The following is an 18,287-nucleotide window of genomic DNA, read 5'->3' on the forward strand; positions in this document are numbered from 1 at the left end:
GTGAGCTCTTCGGGGCTCACTTTTTTTCTTTTAATCCCAAATTTTAGTGGCAGTAAATTTCTGGTAGAGTTTTTCGGGGTCGGCGCCAAGTTCGGTAATATGTCCCATTTTGCGGTCCACGCGGGCTTCGGCTTTGCCGTAGTCATGGAATTGCGCGCGGACAAAGGCAGGGTCATTTTCTAATTTCCGGCAGGCTGCCAAGTGCTGGCCAAGGATATTCACCATGACAGCTGGCTTGAGCAGTTGGACGTCTTCGGGTAGGGGCAAGTTCAAGACCCCCCGCATGTGTAAATTAAATTGGGAGAAGTCGCAAGCTTCAATACTGTAGTGGCCGGAGTTATGAGGACGGGGGGCAATTTCATTGACTAAAACTTCGTCTTGGCAAACGAAGTATTCAATGCCCAAAATGCCCACGTAATCTAAGGCTTCACATAGGGTTTTAGCTTCCTGGATCATTTTGTCCTGGGTAGCTTCGGGGAGGGCGGCCGGCACGAGGCTGGCGTGAAGAATGTTATTGACGTGGCGATTTTCCCCGATTGGGAGGGTCGTCATCTCGCCCTGAGGGTTTCTGGCGACCATCACACTGGCTTCCGCTTCAAAGGGCACAAAGCCTTCGAGGATGCAGGTTTGTTCATCGATCAGGGGCTTGGTGGCCTTCAGGTCTGCTTCGCTTTCTAGAACGATTTGCCCCTTGCCGTCATAGCCAAAGCGGGTCGTTTTTAACACCGCGGGATAGCCCATGCCTTCGAGGGCCTCTTTTAAATCTTCAAAGCTTTCAATTTTGGCATAGGGCGCTGTTTTAAGCCCGCATTCCCTAAGGAAGGCTTTCTCAGCCAGGCGGTCTTGGCTAATGGCCAAAGCCTTCGTCCCTTGAACAAAACGTTCGGGGTCGAGGTGGCTTTCCAGCAAGTCAACGGGCATGTTCTCAAATTCAAAGGTGATCACGTCCGCCTTCTCATTTAAGGTTTTCAAGGCTTCTGTATCTGTGTAAGGGGCAACGAGTTGCTCGTCACTGACTTGGGCGGCTGGGCACTCTGGCGTGGGGTCTAAGATGATCACGCGGTGTCCCATGCGTTTGGCCACTTGGGCCAGCATTTTACCGAGCTGGCCACCGCCGATAATGCCGACAACAGGCAGGGCATTAGGGTTTAAATTTTCCTTAGTCATCGAGTTCACCATTCATTTCTTCCACGCGAGCGGCTAATTGCTTCCGGTAGTCTGCTAATTGTTCGGCAATTTTTTCATCGTGGGTGCTCAAAATTTCCAAAGCCAAGAGGCCGGCATTTTTAGCGCCGCTGCTCCCGATGGCGGTGGTGGCGACAGGAATCCCGCCGGGCATTTGCACGATGGAAAGCAGGGAGTCCAGGCCGCTTAAGGCGCGCGATTGCACGGGTACGCCGATCACCGGCAAGGTTGTTTCGCTGGCTAGCATGCCGGGGAGATGGGCGGCACCGCCTGCCCCGGCAATGATAACTTTAAAGCCTTTTTCCCGGGCAGTTTTAGCGAAATTAAGCATTTTATCAGGCGTCCGGTGGGCACTAAGCACTTCCTTATGGTAGGGCAATTGGAAGTCGTCCAATATTTGGGCAGCGGCCTTCATGGTCGACCAATCTGAGGAACTGCCCATCACAATAGCAATGTTTGTCATAATATCCTTCTTTCTGCTAATTCAACGTGTAAATCCCTGGAATTCTGCTACACTTCCTATCATACGCAATTAAACACGAACAATCAACTCATATTAATTAAAAAAGTACGTGATTTAACTTGACAAAGGCAGCAAACATCCCTAAACTAAAGGGCGAACAATAAAATAAATACAAAAAATAATGTTCAGCATATTGAATTAGGATTCGGCGTCAGCCAAGGAGGAGCAAATGAAAACAGTTCAAGTTCATGTCATGTATAAGCCATCAATTTTAGACCCCCAAGGAAAGGCCATTGAAAATACCTTGGACCAATTGGGCTATGATGCGATTGAAGAAGTGCGCATGGGCAAGTACTTTGAATTGCGGGTGCGGGAAGGCTTAGCAGAAGACGAGTTAGAGAAGCAAATTGAAGCCATTTGCGACCGGCTCCTGGCCAATGTGGTGATGGAAAATTACCATTATGAAATTGTAGAGGAGGCCTAAGATGACGGTTGGAATTTTAGTTTTTCCGGGAACTAACGGCGACCAAGACCTCTATCACGGCATTGTCAATGTTTTAGGGGGCAAGGCTGACTTGGTCGATTACCGGGAAACGGACTTGAGTGCCTATGAAGCGATTTTTCTCCCCGGCGGTTTCTCTTATGGGGATTACTTGCGTAGCGGTGTCTTAGCGGCGGTCAGCCCCGTTATGAGTGCGGTGCGAGATTTTGCGGCCAGTGGCAAGCCGGTGATTGGCATCTGCAATGGTTTCCAGATGCTCACCGAAATGCGCCTGCTCCCTGGTTCCCTGCAAAAAAATGAAAATTTGAAATTTATTAGCCAATTAGAACCCCTGCGTGTGGAAAGTGCCGACACGCCTTTCACGAGTGACTTCACACCGGGAGACATCGTGCACTTACCGATCGCCCACGGAGAAGGGAATTACTATTGTGATGAGGAGACTTACGAACAATTGGTTAAAAATAAGCAAATTGTTTTAACCTATGTCAATAATCCCAACGGCTCGGTGCATGATATTGCCGGCATTTGCAATGAAAAACGGAATGTGATCGGCATGATGCCCCATCCGGAGCGCGGCATGGAGGAAATCCTCGGTAGTGCGGATGGGAAGGCCTTCTTTACGGCTTTGCTGAAAAATATGGACGCTTAGTGGACGCTTATTTTAAAAGGACAGAGGTGTAGATCGATTGACGAAGACAATTAGCCCAGAAACTTTGCGGGACACGAAGCAATATTTAGAATGGGGCTTGAGTGAAGCAGAGTACCAAACGATTACGGATGATATTTTAGGCCGCTTGCCCAATGAAACAGAGCTCGGCCTCTTTGCGGTCATGTGGAGTGAGCATTGCTCCTACAAGAACTCCAGCAAGGCCCTCCGCCAATTCAAAACCAAAGGGGCACGTGGCCAAGTGCTGCGCGGGCCCGGTGAAGGGGCAGGAATTGTGGACGTAGGCGATGGCCAGGCCGTCGTTTTCAAAACCGAAAGCCACAATCACCCTAGCGCCATTGAACCCTATGAAGGGGCCGCCACCGGCGTGGGCGGTATTTTACGCGATATTTTCAGTATGGGAGCCCGGCCGATTGCGAATATGAACTCCATTCGCGTGGGGGAACTGGATACCGCTTGGAAGAAGCACTTGCTCACCGAAATTGTGCATGGGATTTCCAATTACGGGAACTCCATGGGCATTCCTACCGTGGGCGGAGAAACCGTCTTTGACGCGTCTTATGACGGCAATCCCCTAGTTAATGCCTTCAACTTGGGCTTAGTCAAGCATGAACACATGCAAGTAGGCCAAGCACACGGGGCCGGCAATAGCATCATGTATGTTGGGGCCAAAACGGGTCGTGACGGCATTCACGGTGCCTCCTTTGCCTCGAAGGCTTTCGACTCCCAAGCCGAAGAAGAACGCTCGGCCGTGCAAGTGGGCGACCCCTTTATGGAAAAACTCCTCATGGAAGCTTGCTTGGACTTGATTGAAAATCACCACGACTTGCTTGTCGGAATTCAAGACATGGGCGCGGCTGGCCTCGTCAGCTCATCTAGCGAAATGGCCAGCAAGGCTAACATGGGGGTTAAATTGAACTTGGACCTCGTCCCCCAACGGGAAGCTGAGATGACGCCTTATGAAATGATGCTCTCAGAATCCCAAGAACGGATGCTTTTATGTGTTGAAGCGGGCCGGGAGCAGGAAGTGATCGATCTTTTTGCCCGTTATAATTTAGATGCGATCACTATTGGGGAAGTCATTGAGGAAGAACGCTACTACCTCTACCACCAAGGCGAGTGTGTTTGTGACCTGCCGGTGGAGGCCTTGACAGAAGGGGCACCGGAAAACACGCCGGAAGCTAAAGCTTCTAAACGCTTTGCTGACTTCAAGAAAATTGGCGCAGTGGACTTGGATGTGGAAGACTTTGACGCCACCCTAGAAGCGATGGTAGATCGGCCGAATTTAGCTAGCAAAAAAGTGGTTTACAACACCTACGACTCCACGGTGCAAACGAACACGGTCGCGGCTTCGGATCAATTGAGTGACGCAGCGGTGGTCCGTATCCGTCCTCACCACAAAGGCGTGGCTATGAGTTTGGACTGCCCAGCGCGCTTAGTTTACTTGGATCCGGAACGCGGTGGCGAGCGGGCCATTGTGGAAGGCACCAGTAATATTGTGGCTAGTGGGGCGAGTCCCTTGGCGATTACGGACTGCTTGAACTATGGGAATCCATACAAGCCAGAAATTTACTACGATATGTGGTATTCCATTAAGGGCCTAGCCAGGGCTTGTGAAGTCTTCGATACACCAGTCGTCTCGGGGAATGTCTCCTTGCACAATGAAGCTGACGATGGGGCAGTTTTGCCCACACCAAGCATTGGGACCGTCGGCTTAATTAAAAATCTCGACCACCATACGGGCATTGCCTTTCAAGAAGCTGGCGACCAGCTCTACCTGCTCGGGGAAACCGCTGGCGACTTTAGCGGCTCCGAACTGCAAGCCTATCAAACGGGCCGCTTGGAAGGCACCCTGCCAGATCTTGATTTAAAAGCCATCAAGGCCCGCCAAGACCAATTGCTTAAAGCCATTGAAGCCGGTCTCGTTGCCTCAGCCCATGACGTGAGCGAAGGCGGCTTGGCCCTCAATCTCTTAGAGAGCAGTTTCGTCAGTGGCCTAGGCTTTAAGGTTCAACTTGCTGAGAAGAGTGCCCACTACTTTAGTGAACGGCCTGGCCGCTTTGTGGTTTCCGTTCACCCTGACCACGTCGAAGCTTTTGAAGAAGCTTGCCCAGAAGCCCAAAAATTGGGTGAGGTGAAGGCCGACGCCACTGCCCACTTTGCTGCTAAAAACTTAGACACGAGCGCCGCTTTAGCTGCTTTGAAACGACGCTTTGAGGAGGCTATCCCATGTCGTTTAACCACACGTTCCTAAATAAGACTGAAACTCATACCAGCGAAACTACGACTGGTCTGCATGAAGAGTGCGGCATTTGTGGGGTGATTGTCCCCGAAGCTATGGGCAATAATAAAGCCTGGCGCGACGTTCACTACGCTCTCCATAGCCTGCAACACCGGGGCCAGGAAGCCGCCGGCATTGCAACTTATGACGCCGAAAAAGCCGAAATGAATTTGCATGCGGGCTTGGGCCTATTGTCGCAAGTCATGAAGCATTTGGACGTTGAGCGCGGCCTCCCTGGACAGGTGGGAATTGGCCACGTGCGCTATGCGAGCACGGCCAATAATCTCTTGCAGAATGTGCAACCCTTTGTCTTTAATTTCCACGACATGGACCTAGCCTTTGCCCATAATGGCAATTTGACCAACAGTCAAATTTTGCGCAAGGAATTAGAAGATGAAGGTGCCGTTTTCCATTCGACCAGTGACGCGGAAGTGCTCGTTCACTTACTGCGCCGTAGCCCGGGAGAGAACTTCCGCGACAAGCTCTGCCAGGCCTTGCGGAAATTGAAGGGTTGCTTTAATTTTGTCCTTTTAAAGGATGGCGAACTCTACGCCTGTGTGGACCCTAATCAATTCCGCCCCCTAGCTATCGGGGCCTTGCCAGAAGGCGGCTATGTGGTTGCCAGTGAAACCTGTGCCCTCGATACCTTGGGTGCGCGTTTTATCGAAGAAATTCGCGCTGGTGAAGTGGTTCACTTCACGCCAACCGGCTACCAAAAAGAGAGCTACACGCAAGAAACACGCTCCAGTATTCTCGCCATGGAATACATTTACTTTGCCCGGCCCGACAGCAATATTGCCGGCGTGAATGTGCACACGGCTAGAAAGCGCTCGGGTCAGATTCTCGCCCAGGAAGCCCCTGCTGAGAATGCGGATATTGTGGTGGGCGTCCCCAATTCCAGTTTGAGTGCCGCTAGTGGCTATGCAGAAGCGGCGCGTATTCCTTACGAAATGGGCCTCATTAAGAGTAATTATGTTGCCCGCACCTTTATTCAACCTAACCAAGCCAAGCGCGAAGAAGCGGTCAATTTGAAATTGTCTGCCGTCCGTGGCGTGGTCGCCGGAAAAAAGGTCGTCTTAGTCGACGATTCGCTCGTTAGGGGGACGACGGCCCGGCGTATTGTCCGCCATTTGAAGGATGCCGGGGCTTTGGAAGTCCATGTTCGGATTGCTAGCCCCGTCTTCCGCTTCCCGTCCTTTTACGGCATTGACGTGACGCATTCTAGCGAACTGCTGGGTGCCCAGCAAACGGTGGCGGAAATGCAGGAAACGATCGGAGCTGATTCGCTAGCCTTCCTGAGTGTCCCTGGCTTGGTGAAGGCCATCGACCTCGATGAAGAGGGCCCCTACCAAGGCCTTTGCCTCGAGTCCTTTACCGGGGATTATCCGGTACCCATTTTGGATTACGAAGAGCAATTTGAAGCCGAGTTGACCCCTTTACAAGCCGACTATTTGAAAGCAAAAGCCAAGCAAGAAAAGGAGCAAGTGGACGATGAGTAAACGTGACCGTTATGCGGAAGCCGGCGTGGATGTGGAGGCCGGCTACCAGGCTGTCCAACAAATGAAAAAACATGTGGCGCGCACCAATCGCCCAGAAATCATGAGTGACTTGGGCGGTTTTGGGAGCTTGTTTGCCCTCGATAAGGACAAGTATGAACGCCCTGTGCTCGTTTCAGGCACGGACGGGGTGGGCACTAAGCTTCTCATTGCCCAAGAATTGAAACGCTATGACACGATCGGCATTGATGCGGTGGCCATGTGTGTCAACGACATCATTACCGTCGGGGCAGAGCCCTTATTCTTCCTCGACTACTTGGCCGTGGGGGAGAATGATCCTGACCGCATTGAAAAATTGGTGAGTGGCATCTCCGAAGGCTGTGTCCAAGCCGGGGCCGCCCTCATTGGGGGAGAAACGGCAGAAATGCCTGATGTTTACCCCGCCTTAGGTTTTGATATTGCGGGCTTTGCGGTGGGCGTGGTGGATGCTGATGAAGCTCTACGCCCTGAGCAAGTTGTGCCGGGCGATGTCCTCATTGGCCTTCCTTCCAGTGGCCTGCATTCCAATGGCTATTCCCTAGTCCGGCAAATCTTATTTAAGGACCACCAATGCCAGTACGATGAAAGCCTACCTAGCGGCCGGGCCTTAGGGGAAGCCCTCTTGGAGCCGACCCGCATTTACGTGAAGCCCACGCTCAAAGCCTTAAAAACAGGCGCCATTCATGGCATCAGCCACATTACGGGTGGGGGTTTTGATGAAAATATCCCCCGCATGCTGCCGGAGGGCCTCGGGGTCGACATTGATCGCTCCGTGATTGAGCGCCCCGAAATCTTCACTTACCTGCAGGACTTGGGGGACTTAAGTGACGACGAAATGTTTGCGATTTTCAATATGGGCATTGGCCTTGTTTATGCGGTTGATAAGGACCGAGCAGATGAAGTGCTTGAAGTCTTGCAGGAGGCCGGGGAGAAACCCGTCCGCCTGGGTGTGGTGACGGCCGGTGACTAGGCTAGCGATTTTTGCGAGTGGCTCCGGCAGTAATTTCCAAAGCCTAATGGCGGCCAGCCAGGAGCCGGACTTTGACGGCGAGGTGGTGCTTCTTGTGACGGATCAGCCTGGTGCACCAGTCATTCACCGGGCCCAGGCTTTTGATCTGCCGGTGGTGAGTTTGCAGGCCCAGGCTTATGAATCACGATCGGCTTTTGAAGCTGTTTTATTAAAGCAGCTTGCCTACTACCAGGTGGATGTGCTCCTCTTAGCGGGTTTTATGCGCCTATTAACGGCGGAATTTGTGGCTCATTACGCGGGACGAATTTTAAATATTCATCCGGCTTTCCTGCCTGAATTCCCTGGGGCCCATGCCATGGAAGATGCCCTAGCCGCCGGCGCCAAGGAAACCGGGGTCACGATTCATTTGGTCGATGCCGGCATGGACTCGGGTCCAATTTTAGCCCAGGAGCGCGTCCCTATTGAAGACGGGGATACTTTGGCAACTTTGGCCCCGCGCATTCATGCGGTAGAGCATATTTTGTACCCCAAGACCGTAAAACGTTATTTAAGAGAAAGGCAGGAGGCTGATCATGAGAGCTTTACTGAGTGTTTACCATAAGGACGGCATTATTCCCCTCGCCCAGGCTTGTGTCGGGGCGGATATGGAAGTAGTCTCCACCGGTGGGACCTATCAGGCCCTGGTGGCAGAAGGCTTGCCCGTTACAAAGGTCAGCGACTTGACCCAATATCCTGAAATTTTAGACGGCCGGGTCAAAACCTTGCATCCGGTCATCCATGGTGGCTTGCTGGCAGATTTAACCAATGAAGCCCACCAAGCCACCTTAAAGGAGCAAGGAATCGAGCCGATTGGCCTCATTGCGGTTAATCTCTATCCTTTTGCAGAAACGGTGAAGCGGCCAAACGTTAGTTTAGAAGAAATAATTGAAAATATTGATATTGGTGGGGTGGCCCTCTTGCGGGCAGCAGCCAAAAATGGTGAGCAAGTAGCCGTAGTTAGCGACCCCAAGGATTACGCCCAAGTGAGCCAGGAATTAGCTGACCAAGGCGAAGTCAGTTTGGCCACCCGGCGAAAACTGCAAGCCAAGGCTTTTCGCTATACGGCGGCCTATGATGCTTTGATTGCGGAAGTTTTTACGGAAAGGCTCCAAGCCCATGAGGAAGAGGCCGCCTTTCCCGAGCGTTTGACCCTAACTTATGAGCGCCAAGACGACCTGCGCTACGGGGAAAATCCCCAGCAAAGAGCAGCGGTGTATCGGGAAGTCCTCCATGGTAGTGAAGGGACGCCGGACTTGAAGCAATGGCACGGGAAGGCTCTTTCTTACAATAATTGGCAGGATGTGGATGCCGCCCTCCAATTAATGCGTGAATTTGATCAAACCACCGCGATTGCCCTCAAGCACACCAATCCCTGCGGCGTCGGCCAAGGAGAAAGTATAGAGGAAGCCTTTAAAGCCTGCCGAGCAGCTGATCCGGTTTCTATTTTTGGGGGCATTGTCATCGTTAATGAAACGGTCACCAAGGCTTTAGCTGAAGACCTGAATGACTTATTTTTAGAAATTATTATTGCGCCGGCCTACGAGGACGAGGCGATGACTATTTTGACGCAGAAGAAAAATATCCGCTTGCTCGAAACGCCCACCAGGGAAAAAGCAGCTGCTGAAGCCTTTACGGGGCGTTTCCTGGACGGCGGCCTCTTGCGCCAAGACGTGGACTTAGGTCTCTACCAAGAAGAGCCTCAAGTTGTCACCAAGCGCCAGCCCACCACGGCGGAGCGGCAGGCTTTGGACTTTGCCTGGCGGGTGGTGAAGCATGTGAAATCCAATGCGATTGTCTTAGCTTCTAAGACGCAAACCTTAGGCATTGGCGCCGGGCAGATGAACCGGGTTGGTGCTTTGGAAATTGCCATCAAGGAGGCGCAAGCGCGGGGCTTTGCCTTAGATGAAGCTGTGCTTGCTAGTGACGCTTTCTTCCCGATGCCGGACTGCCTGCAATTAGCAGCCCAGGTTGGTATTAAGGCGGTCATTCAGCCGGGCGGCTCGATTAAGGACGCCGCTTCAACCGAGGTGGCTGATCAGTACGATATCGCCATGCTCCACACGCATCAACGGCATTTCAAGCATTAGGAGGCAGTGATGAAAACAGTATTAGTGCTCGGTTCAGGCGGACGCGAACATGCGCTGGCCTGGGCTTTGAGTGAGAGCGAAGCAGTTGAACAGGTCGAAGTTTTGCCGGGCAATCCGCGCATGGAGGCTGATAAGATCTCCTGCCGGCCGATTGCAGCGACCGACACGAAAGCCATTATTGAACGGGCCCAGGAAATTGACGCCGCCTATGTGGTAGTGGGTCCGGAATTGCCCTTGAGTTTGGGCTTGGTCGATGACTTAAAGGCTGCCGGTATTTCAGCCATCGGACCGACCCAAGCAGCCGCCCAATTGGAAACGTCCAAGCATTTTGCCAAGCAAATCATGCAGGAAGCCGATGTCCCCACGGCCAAGTACACCTATGTGACCGACTTAGCGGCGGGGGTGGCGGCTTTGGCGGGGCAAAGCTATCCCGTTGTCATTAAGGATGATGGCTTAAAGGCTGGCAAAGGGGTCACCATTGCCCAAAATGAAGCCGAGGCGAAGGAGGCTTTGGCGGCGATTTTCGCCGAGGAAGACGGCCGCGCCTTGGTGGAAGAATACTTGGAAGGCCCAGAGTTTTCGGTCTTTACCTTAGTGGGTGAGGGGGATGTCTTAATTCCTATGGGAGTGGCCCGAGACCATAAGCGCGCCTATGAAGGAGGCCAGGGTCCTAATACGGGCGGTATGGGCGCCTTTAGTCCCATTCCTCATTTTCCTTCCAACGTGGTAGCGGACGCCTACGAACAGGTGGTTCAACCCGTGGTCCAGCAAATGTCTAAGGCCGGGACGCCCTTCCGTGGCTTCCTCTACAGTGGCTTGATGCAAACGAGTGCGGGGCTCCGTGTGATTGAGTTTAATGTCCGCTTGGGTGACCCCGAAACCCAGGTGGTCTTAAAACAATTGGCGACCGATTTGGATGCCTGCTTAATGGCCAGCCTCAAGGGTGAGGCCATTGAGACGAGCTTCAAGCCTGGCTACAGCTTAGGCATTGTCTGTGCAGCTGAAGGTTATCCGCTGGCTTATGAGAAGGGCATGCCTTTAGGAGATTTAGCTGATACGGCTCAGGTGCAAGTTTTTGCGGCGGGGGTCAAGGAAGCGCCTGCCGGTGGCTACTTGGCGAATGGAGGCCGCTTGTACATGCCCGTTGCCCAAGCTGATACCCTGGCCGCGGCTCGAACGGAAGTGCTCGCTTATTTAAGCAAGCAGCCGACAGCAGGCTGTTTTTACCGGCAAGATATTGGCAAAGAAAAAGGGGCTGGGAAATAAGTCGCCCTAAATAATAAAAAATGCATTGAAGTTATCCATATTTGGATTCCTTCAGTGCATTTTTTACTTTTAGAGAAATGATTACGAAGAGCTTCTGCTCTTCGCCGAGCTTTAAGGGCTAATTTCGTTAAATTCATGCTCATCAGCATCATTCCGATATCATTATACACGCTTTGTTTGCCTCTCACATGTGTTCTGCGCATACCAAAGACACCTTTCATCCGTCCGAAAACGGTCTCTATGTCAATTTTACGTTGCGCATAGATTTCTTTTCCAGGTGTGCTTTCTAAATTCTCTTTTGCTTGGTGCTTAAAATATTCCCAATTAAGATTGACCGCCGTCTGGCGCTGACGTCCTGTCGGAGTTTTCGCAAGCTCATTTAAACGCTCATCCATTTGTTCAGTATCGGCTTGATAGACTTTAAACTGTCTTTGGAAACCTTTTTTATCTTTTCGCGTACGATAATATGAAAAACTAAAATGAACGCCATCTAAATCCGTATAGGAATCTTCAGCCGCATGATAGTGCCAGTTCTCACGATGCTTGGATTGGTTTCGATATTTTTTACTTTGTTCTTTATGATACATTCCGTAAGGAATCAAAGGGACTTTCTCAAAGTCATCGATAATCGCCATATAATTCTCTTCACTCCCATAACCCGCATCCGCAACAATATATTGGAACAGATCAAGCGTTGGGATTGTTTTTAAAAACGGAATGAGGGTGCGCGTATCGGTAGGGTTCGGGAAAATATCAAAGTCAATAATATATTGATGACTTGAAGCAACTTGGAGATTATAGCCAGGCTTTAACTCCCGATTTTTCATGGGATCTTCTTTCATACACATAAAGGTGGCATCGGGGTCCGTTTTTGAAAAACTGTTTCTGCCATTAAATCGTGCGTTTGCTTCCTCGTATTTCTGTTTTCGGGGTAAGAAATCCTTCATACATCGATTCCGGTGCTTTTTAAGCGTGCGACGACGTCGCTTGTGTCGAGAACCTCCTTTAGGAATGGTCGTCTCATTTTCAATTTTGCTTTCAACCTCTTCGATTGCTTCATCAAGACACGCAATAATTTTTTCAATCCCATCAGAAGTCGTTAATTCTTCTTCGGTCAAGGCGATATCGACATTCGTTTGAATAAGTTCCTCATATAAACTCGAAACATTTTCATTGAGCTTCGCTTCATAGCGTTCAATCGCTCTTCGCCAAGTAAAACTATAGATGTTCGCATCCGCTTGAATTTTTGTCCCATCGATAAATAAAGCCTCTGGGTGGATTAAACCATTGTCCCTCAGCAGCATGGTGAAAAGGATAAAAGCATACTTGATCAAGTTCGAGGCATGTTCGCTTGAACGAAAGTTATTGATTGTCTTGTAGCAAACTGGGGTATCGCCCGTTAGCCATTTCATCGGAATAGATTCTTCATTCATTCGTTCAATTTTTCGACCTGAAAACGTTGATCGACTATAGGCAAATAAACACATCTTTAATAGCATTGCTGGATGAAAAGCAGGACGTCCCGTATGAGAAGTGTCTTCCAGAATAATTTCCGTAGGAATCGAGTCGACAAATCGGCTGATCAGCCGAGCTTCATGGTCCTCAGGAATCGTAAAATCTAATTTTAGTGTTAAAGCTGTTTCCATTGTGGTATAATTTTGATACAAAGCGAGTTCCTCCTTCGGTTTGCTTACCTTTTATTATAAGGCTTGGAACTCGCTTTGTCTTTATAAAATATCAAAACGCATCAATTTATTTTCGAAATAAATTGATGCGTTTTTTATATTCTGAGACTGAGTTTTTTCCCAGCCCCAGAATGTTTAAGGAGGGCATTCGCCTTCCTTTTTTATTGGGGCTTTCGATAGGCGTGGCCGCCGTCTTCTTCGGATTTTAGCCAGGCCGCTAATGCCTCGGCAGTGGGCAGGTGCTCTTCTAGCCGGGCCAGGCATTCCTTGTGGTCGTGCTTTCTGGCTACGCATTGGTAGCGGCCGAAGAGGAGGATGGAATGATGGGCCCGGTGCCAGAGATTTGGCGGTAATTTTTCACACATGAGGCGTTCGATTTCCCGTTCCTTGGCTTCGGCCGGGGCGAAGCGGAACTTCCGGCAGAGGCGCTTGATGTGGGTATCCACCGCAAAGGCGGGCTCCCCAAAGCCGGCACTCAGCATGACACTGGCGGTTTTCCGGCCCACCCCGGGCAGGCTTTCCAAGTCTTTACGCGTTTTAGGGACTTCACCGTCAAAGGTATCTACCAGGCGTTGGGCCAGGCCGCTTAAGAATTTCGCCTTATTGCGGTAGAGGCCAATAGTTTGAATATAGGGTTCAATATCGCTGGGACTGGCTTTGGCCATGGCTTTTGGTGTCGGGTAGGCCGCAAAGAGGGCAGGGGTGGCTTTATTAACCGCTGCATCCGTCGTTTGCGCACTTAAAACCACCGCACACAAAAATTGGAAGAGAGAGCCCGCCCTGAGTTCGGACTCTGCACTGGGGTAGCAGGCCATCATCGCATAAACGAGCCTTTGCGTTTCATGGGCATTTCGTAATTTTTCAGTCAAGGGACACAGCCTTTCTATGGTTATTCAAGAGTTCTTAAATATCGTGGGTACTCATCAAGTTAATTTGAAGTGGAAGTCAGCGGATCATCAATCTCCCCAGCAGCTCTTCTGCAATTGGGCCCATTTCACTAGCGACCATGCTTAGCCCACCGGCAGCTCTCCTCACTGTGTTGCCAATAACGCCAAGATGCTACAAGGCCAGGCGGGCTTATTGGAAGTTTGCTAGGCTACGGGTGAAGGCTTCCCTTAGGGTTTGTCGCTTCTTCACACTTCCTTAGCCACATTATACTGAAGATCAGGAGAAATTGACAAATAAAAAAGTTAAGGGTTTGCACAGTCGCAAAAAGAGATGGCACCTCCTTCGCTAGGTGATGTGAACCTCAGGCAGCGGCCAATTTAAAGGCTGGTATTAAGGCGAGGGCAGGGCCTCTTGGTAGGTGTTGGCTGTCGGCCTTCTCCGTTTATTCTTTTCTCTCGTTTACTATAGATAAAAAATAACTAAAGAATTATTATTTTTTGTCCTATCTGCAGAGGAAGCTAACTTATTTCATTCGCAGGGGACTTGGCCTTTGGTATAATGGAGGAAGCAAGGAGGAAAGGCGAATGAAAGTGTTACTGACGACAGATATTTATTTGCCGCAGGTGAATGGCGTCATTACGTCGATTTTGACCTTGCGTCGGATGCTGGAGCAAAAAGGCCATGATGTGCGTATCTTAACGCTTGGCGAAAGCTCCGTATATGACGCAGCAGAAAAAGTTTATTATTTGTCTTCCCTAGAAATCAATCACCTATACCCCGGGGCACGGGTGAGTTTAGCTGTGAATCGCTCGGTTTTAGCAAAAATCATTAATTGGGCTCCTGACGTGGTGCATTCTCAGAGTGAATTTAGTGCCTTGCACGCAGCGAAATTAATTGCCCGGGAGCGGGACGTGCCCTTAGTGCATACTTACCATACGGCTTATGAAGAAATGACCTGTTATTTTTCTCCGACGAAGCGGAGTGGCCGGCAAATTGCGAGCTGGCTGTCGGATCGACTTTTACGGTCGGTAGATCTCTTAATTGCACCGACAGAAAAAATTCGCCGCATGCTCTTAGGCTATGGGGTTAAGCCTCCTGTCGTCGTGATTCCTACTGGGATCGAGTTGAAGAAATTTCAAGAACCGATCCTGGCCAATTGGCGGGAGCAAAAACTTCACGAGCTGGGCTTGGTAACGAACGTTCCTACTCTCCTTTATGTTGGACGGCTGGCTCAGGAGAAAAATATTCAAGAAGTCCTCCATTATCTGAGTCAAAATACCGACCTCACTTGGCAGTTGCTGGTGGTGGGGGATGGTCCCTACCGGGCGGACTTAGAAGACTTAACCGAGCGTTTAGCTTTAGATGAGCGCGTGACCTTCATGGGGAAGGTGCCGGCCGACCAGGTGGCGACTTATTATCATTTAGGAGATATTTTTGTAACCAGTTCGACGTCAGAAACACAAGGGCTCACTTATATTGAAGCTTTGGCCAGTGGCTTACCCTTACTCTGCCGGAACGATCCCTGCTTAGAGGGCGTTTTGCTGCCTGATTACAATGGCTATATGTATATCAATGACGGGGAATTTCGCCACTTCTTAACCACTTTGTTGGAAGACTCCGGCCGCCGCCAGCAATTTAGCCAGCAGGCGGAAGTGACGGTGAGTCTGCAGTTTTCCGCAGAAAGCTTTGCTACAGAAGTCTTGGGGATTTACCAGTATGTTCGCCGTCGTCGCCGTACCCAAGCTGACCCTGATTTATTTTCCTTCTAAACGATAATAGACGCCTCCTAAGGAAGGGCTCCCTGCTAACTTAACAGGAAGTCATTCACGAGGAGACGTCTTTTTTTTGCTCATGCTACTCTTCACGCAAAGGGAGTAAGAGGCGGAGGCCATTGAAAATGACGAGAATCGTACTCCCCTCATGGGCCACCACCCCCCAGGCGATATCAATTTTTCCTAGGAAGTTTAAAATGATGAGGAGAATAATGACGCCGAGGGCAAAAGTAATATTTTGGAGGACGACCCGGTTTAATTTCTTGGACACACGGTGGGCATAGGTCAGGCGGGTCAAATCATTTTGGGTGAGGACGACATCAGCAGTGTCAATCGCAATATCTGTCCCTTGCCCCATGGCGATCCCTACATCAGCGGTGACCAGCGCAGGGGCATCATTGACACCGTCGCCAACCATAGCGGTCGCACCTGCTTTTTTTTGCCAGGTTTTAATCAGGTGAGCTTTGTCCTCGGGTAACACATTACTTTCCACATGGTCAAGCCCGAGCGTTTGCCCTACAGCTTGTCCGGTAGCGTCACTATCGCCGGTGATCATAATGGTCGCCACGCCTTCTTTGCGGAAGTATTGGATGGCTTGGACGCTGGCCGGTAGTGGACGATCCATTAAGGCAATAAAACCGCGAACTTGCATATTTTTGGCGACATAAACTACCGTAGCACCGGCTTGGGCTTCTGTTTGGGCGTCGCTCGTGATTTGCTTAGGCACCTGGGTGAAGAGACTAGGCTTGCCGATCCGATATTCCTCTCCGTCCACGTGCGCCCGCAAGCCTTTCCCGGTTTCGTTGGTGACCTGGAGCACCCTAGAATTTTCTTGGGTATCGAAGTACTGCGTAATGGCCCGGGCTAGGGGATGGTTGGCTTGCTTTTCCATGGCGACGACAATGTTTTTTAGGTCTTCCTGCTCGGCTTTCGTGCCGAGGAATTCATAGGCTACCACACTGGGTTGCCCAGAGGTGAGGGTACCAGTTTTGTCAAAGGCGACTGCTTTTAAGGCTTGAAGTTGGGTTAAGTAGGCCCCTCCTTTGAACAAGGTACCGTGGCGGGCTAGATTCGAGAGCCCCGATAAGGTTGCTGGCACGGCACTGGCCGCTAGGGCACAGGGCGAGGCGACAGTGAGGAGCACGATGCCCCGGTAAATACTCTCATTCCACGACCAAAAACCTAACAAAGGCATCAGGAGAATGGTTAAGGGCACAAAAAGGAGAACGGCGTTCACATAGTAAGGCTCAAACTTTTTAATTTTAGAGGCTGCTGGACTTAAATTCTCCTGCGATTGCTTGACCAATTGCACAATTTTGGCGAAGACGGTGTTTTGGCTATCCTTCGTCACTCGCATGGTGAAACTGGAATCGCCATTCATCGTACTGGCGAAGACATCATCGCCCTGGCTTTTCTCCACCGGCATACTCTCCCCCGTGATGGCTGCTTCATCGATAAATGGAGAGCCCGTAAGGATTTCCCCATCGGTAGGCACCTGGTCACCGTTTTGGACAAGCACGCGGTCACCAATTTTCAGTTTTTGCACGGGGACAATTTCCGTCGTGTCATTGGCGAGCAAGCGGCGCGCTTCTGTAGGGTGCATTTTCAGCAAAGCGGTAATTTCCCGGCGGCTGCGTCCTTCGGCATAGTCCTCTAGAAAATTGGCGGCCGCAAAGATGAGGATCAAGAGTGGCCCATCGACAAATTCATCAATAATCAGCGCCCCCACAGCTGCCAGCCCCATTAACACATGAATATTCGGCGTAAATTTGCCACGCGTTTTGGTATCTGCGATCGTTTCTTCGATGCCTTCCCAAATCACATAATAGCCGGCTAAGATTAACACCAGCACCATCAAGCCCTTCTTAAGGTCGGGTGAAAACGGTGCTGCAAAAGCTAACAAGAAAAGGCCTAGGCCTAGGAAATAGCTGATTAAAGCTATTTTTTCATTGTGAATGAATTTTTGCCAGGCACTTTCTGTGTGCTCTTCTTCCCATAATTTATCCATTCTCCTAGCTCCTCTCTAACAGATTATAACCAATATAAATAAAAATCTTATTACCCATAGGTTAGCTCTAATTGAGAGGATTGTCAATAGAATTGATCTAAACAAGAAAGAAGGTCAAGTCGATAGATGCGACTCATTATAATGGAAAAGACGATTAAATAAGAGCTTCATTATCATCTGGCAGGCGCTTGCTTAGCGTGTTTTGTAGAAAGTTGATGAGGGCAAGCTTTTTGGGAAAAGTTTGCCGGCATTCATTGAGAATTGAAAAATATAATTGGGAGCGGCTCTCAACAAAAAAATTTTATTTTTAAGGTTAAAGCAAGTTGTTTGCAGTTTTTTTTGCTGCTTGCTAAACTCAGGTTAGTGGAAAAAATCATTGACATTTCGATAAGGAGGACAAAGGCATGATTACATTTAAAGGACAAGAAATTAAAACGAATGGTGCCATTCCTGAAGTGGGTGATCCAGCTCCTGATTTTACCGAAACCAATTTAAAAGGGGAAAAGAAAAGTCTGGCAGATTTTAAGGGGCAACCCGTCCTGCTATCCGTACTTCCAGATTTAAGTGGGGAGACTTGCCAAAAGCAAACCCTAACCTTTGGCAAGGAAAGCAAGGCTGGCTACCAACTGGTGACCGCCACTACAAATTCAGCGGACACGGTAAAGGCCTTCCTTAAAAAACATGACTTAACCGATTTAGAAGTCCTCGTGGAAGCTGCCGAAATGGGGAAAGCTTATGGCTTATATATTGAAGGAAAGGATATTCTCGCTCGCTCCGTCTTTGTTCTCGATGCCGACGGGAAAATCACTTACCGAGAAATTGTCGAAGAAATGTCTAAAACACCAGACTTTGAAGCTGCTCTGAAAGCTGTCCATCAACTTCTCTAATTGCTAGCTTTAAAAAACGAAACCTCCTGCCTAAGGTGGCAGGAGGTTTTTC

General features: G+C 50.0%; 15 protein-coding genes. 10 read left to right on the forward strand and 5 right to left on the reverse strand.

The features are described 5' to 3' along the window. Positions 1–30: 30 nt before the first annotated feature. Complete coding sequence (purK, locus tag WF803_RS05965; protein WP_489610633.1) at positions 31–1,167, reverse strand: 5-(carboxyamino)imidazole ribonucleotide synthase; 1,137 nt, start codon at positions 1,165–1,167, stop codon at positions 31–33. After that, entirely contained in the window at positions 1,160–1,648 is a 489-nt protein-coding gene (gene purE, locus WF803_RS05970; RefSeq protein WP_489610634.1) for a 5-(carboxyamino)imidazole ribonucleotide mutase, read from the reverse strand. The genes purK and purE overlap by 8 nt, the downstream gene beginning before the upstream one ends. A 229-nt stretch (positions 1,649–1,877) precedes the next feature. On the opposite strand from purE, the gene purS reads away from it, so the two are divergent. Genes purS through purD form a run of 8 tightly spaced genes read left to right on the forward strand, consistent with a single transcriptional unit; the run spans position 1,878 to position 10,995 of the window. Beyond that, positions 1,878–2,132 (forward strand): phosphoribosylformylglycinamidine synthase subunit PurS, encoded by a 255-nt coding sequence (gene purS, locus WF803_RS05975; protein ID WP_489610635.1) that lies wholly within the window; start codon positions 1,878–1,880, stop codon positions 2,130–2,132. A 1-nt stretch (position 2,133) separates the two neighbouring features. Then, on the forward strand, positions 2,134–2,799 hold the full coding sequence (gene purQ / locus WF803_RS05980; RefSeq protein WP_489610636.1) for a phosphoribosylformylglycinamidine synthase subunit PurQ: 666 nt from the start codon (positions 2,134–2,136) through the stop codon (positions 2,797–2,799). 37 nt (positions 2,800–2,836) lie between these two features. Next, positions 2,837–5,071, forward strand: a complete 2,235-nt coding sequence (gene purL, locus WF803_RS05985; RefSeq protein WP_489610637.1) for a phosphoribosylformylglycinamidine synthase subunit PurL — start codon at positions 2,837–2,839, stop codon at positions 5,069–5,071. Then, positions 5,047–6,597: an amidophosphoribosyltransferase gene (purF, locus tag WF803_RS05990; RefSeq protein ID WP_489610638.1), complete on the forward strand. Its 1,551-nt coding sequence runs from the start codon at positions 5,047–5,049 to the stop codon at positions 6,595–6,597. The genes purL and purF overlap by 25 nt, the downstream gene beginning before the upstream one ends. After that, positions 6,590–7,603: a phosphoribosylformylglycinamidine cyclo-ligase gene (gene purM / locus WF803_RS05995; RefSeq protein WP_489610639.1), complete on the forward strand. Its 1,014-nt coding sequence runs from the start codon at positions 6,590–6,592 to the stop codon at positions 7,601–7,603. Before purF ends, purM begins: the two co-directional genes overlap by 8 nt. Then, a complete protein-coding gene (gene purN, locus WF803_RS06000; RefSeq protein WP_489610640.1) occupies positions 7,596–8,204 on the forward strand; it encodes a phosphoribosylglycinamide formyltransferase in 609 nt (202 codons plus the stop codon). The genes purM and purN overlap by 8 nt, the downstream gene beginning before the upstream one ends. Then, on the forward strand, positions 8,176–9,729 hold the full coding sequence (gene purH, locus WF803_RS06005; RefSeq protein ID WP_489610641.1) for a bifunctional phosphoribosylaminoimidazolecarboxamide formyltransferase/IMP cyclohydrolase: 1,554 nt from the start codon (positions 8,176–8,178) through the stop codon (positions 9,727–9,729). The genes purN and purH overlap by 29 nt, the downstream gene beginning before the upstream one ends. Before the next feature lie 9 nt (positions 9,730–9,738). Continuing rightward, a complete protein-coding gene (gene purD, locus WF803_RS06010; RefSeq protein WP_489610642.1) occupies positions 9,739–10,995 on the forward strand; it encodes a phosphoribosylamine--glycine ligase in 1,257 nt (418 codons plus the stop codon). Here purD and WF803_RS06015 read toward each other — a convergent pair. Together WF803_RS06015 and WF803_RS06020 are read right to left on the reverse strand one after the other, a co-directional pair. Continuing rightward, positions 10,953–12,662 carry an IS1182 family transposase gene (locus WF803_RS06015; protein ID WP_489610643.1) on the reverse strand — a complete coding sequence of 570 codons (1,710 nt, stop codon included), beginning with the start codon at positions 12,660–12,662 and terminating at the stop codon, positions 10,953–10,955. The two genes, purD and WF803_RS06015, sit on opposite strands and share 43 nt — an antisense overlap. Positions 12,663–12,841: 179 nt before the next feature. After that, a complete protein-coding gene (locus tag WF803_RS06020) occupies positions 12,842–13,498 on the reverse strand; it encodes an endonuclease III domain-containing protein (protein WP_489611902.1) in 657 nt (218 codons plus the stop codon). 654 nt (positions 13,499–14,152) lie between these two features. Here WF803_RS06020 and WF803_RS06025 point away from each other — a divergent pair. Beyond that, on the forward strand, positions 14,153–15,337 hold the full coding sequence (locus WF803_RS06025; RefSeq protein ID WP_489610644.1) for a glycosyltransferase: 1,185 nt from the start codon (positions 14,153–14,155) through the stop codon (positions 15,335–15,337). A gap of 85 nt (positions 15,338–15,422) precedes the next feature. Here the strand turns inward: WF803_RS06025 and WF803_RS06030 are convergent, their stop codons facing one another. After that, entirely contained in the window at positions 15,423–17,348 is a 1,926-nt protein-coding gene (locus tag WF803_RS06030) for a heavy metal translocating P-type ATPase (RefSeq protein WP_489610645.1), read from the reverse strand. A gap of 404 nt (positions 17,349–17,752) precedes the next feature. On the opposite strand from WF803_RS06030, the gene WF803_RS06035 reads away from it, so the two are divergent. Continuing rightward, the gene (locus WF803_RS06035) at positions 17,753–18,235 is read left to right on the forward strand and encodes a redoxin family protein (protein ID WP_489610646.1); all 483 of its coding nucleotides are present in this window, start codon (positions 17,753–17,755) and stop codon (positions 18,233–18,235) included. Positions 18,236–18,287: the final 52 nt, after the last annotated feature.

The organism is Aerococcus sp. BD502, from assembly GCF_057919555.1.

What these genes read in the sequence shown, in the direction of transcription:
- purQ (WP_489610636.1), top strand. Translation starts at nt 2,134, where the DNA reads ATGACGGTTGGAATTTTAGTTTTTCCGGGAACTAACGGCGACCAAGAC.
- purH (WP_489610641.1), top strand. Translation starts at nt 8,176, where the DNA reads ATGAGAGCTTTACTGAGTGTTTACCATAAGGACGGCATTATTCCCCTC.
- purF (WP_489610638.1), top strand. Translation starts at nt 5,047, where the DNA reads ATGTCGTTTAACCACACGTTCCTAAATAAGACTGAAACTCATACCAGC.
- purE (WP_489610634.1), bottom strand. Translation starts at nt 1,648, where the DNA reads ATGACAAACATTGCTATTGTGATGGGCAGTTCCTCAGATTGGTCGACC.
- purM (WP_489610639.1), top strand. Translation starts at nt 6,590, where the DNA reads ATGAGTAAACGTGACCGTTATGCGGAAGCCGGCGTGGATGTGGAGGCC.
- purK (WP_489610633.1), bottom strand. Translation starts at nt 1,167, where the DNA reads ATGACTAAGGAAAATTTAAACCCTAATGCCCTGCCTGTTGTCGGCATT.
- WF803_RS06030 (WP_489610645.1), bottom strand. Translation starts at nt 17,348, where the DNA reads ATGGATAAATTATGGGAAGAAGAGCACACAGAAAGTGCCTGGCAAAAA.
- WF803_RS06020 (WP_489611902.1), bottom strand. Translation starts at nt 13,498, where the DNA reads ATGATGGCCTGCTACCCCAGTGCAGAGTCCGAACTCAGGGCGGGCTCT.
- WF803_RS06035 (WP_489610646.1), top strand. Translation starts at nt 17,753, where the DNA reads ATGATTACATTTAAAGGACAAGAAATTAAAACGAATGGTGCCATTCCT.
- purD (WP_489610642.1), top strand. Translation starts at nt 9,739, where the DNA reads ATGAAAACAGTATTAGTGCTCGGTTCAGGCGGACGCGAACATGCGCTG.
- purS (WP_489610635.1), top strand. Translation starts at nt 1,878, where the DNA reads ATGAAAACAGTTCAAGTTCATGTCATGTATAAGCCATCAATTTTAGAC.
- WF803_RS06025 (WP_489610644.1), top strand. Translation starts at nt 14,153, where the DNA reads ATGAAAGTGTTACTGACGACAGATATTTATTTGCCGCAGGTGAATGGC.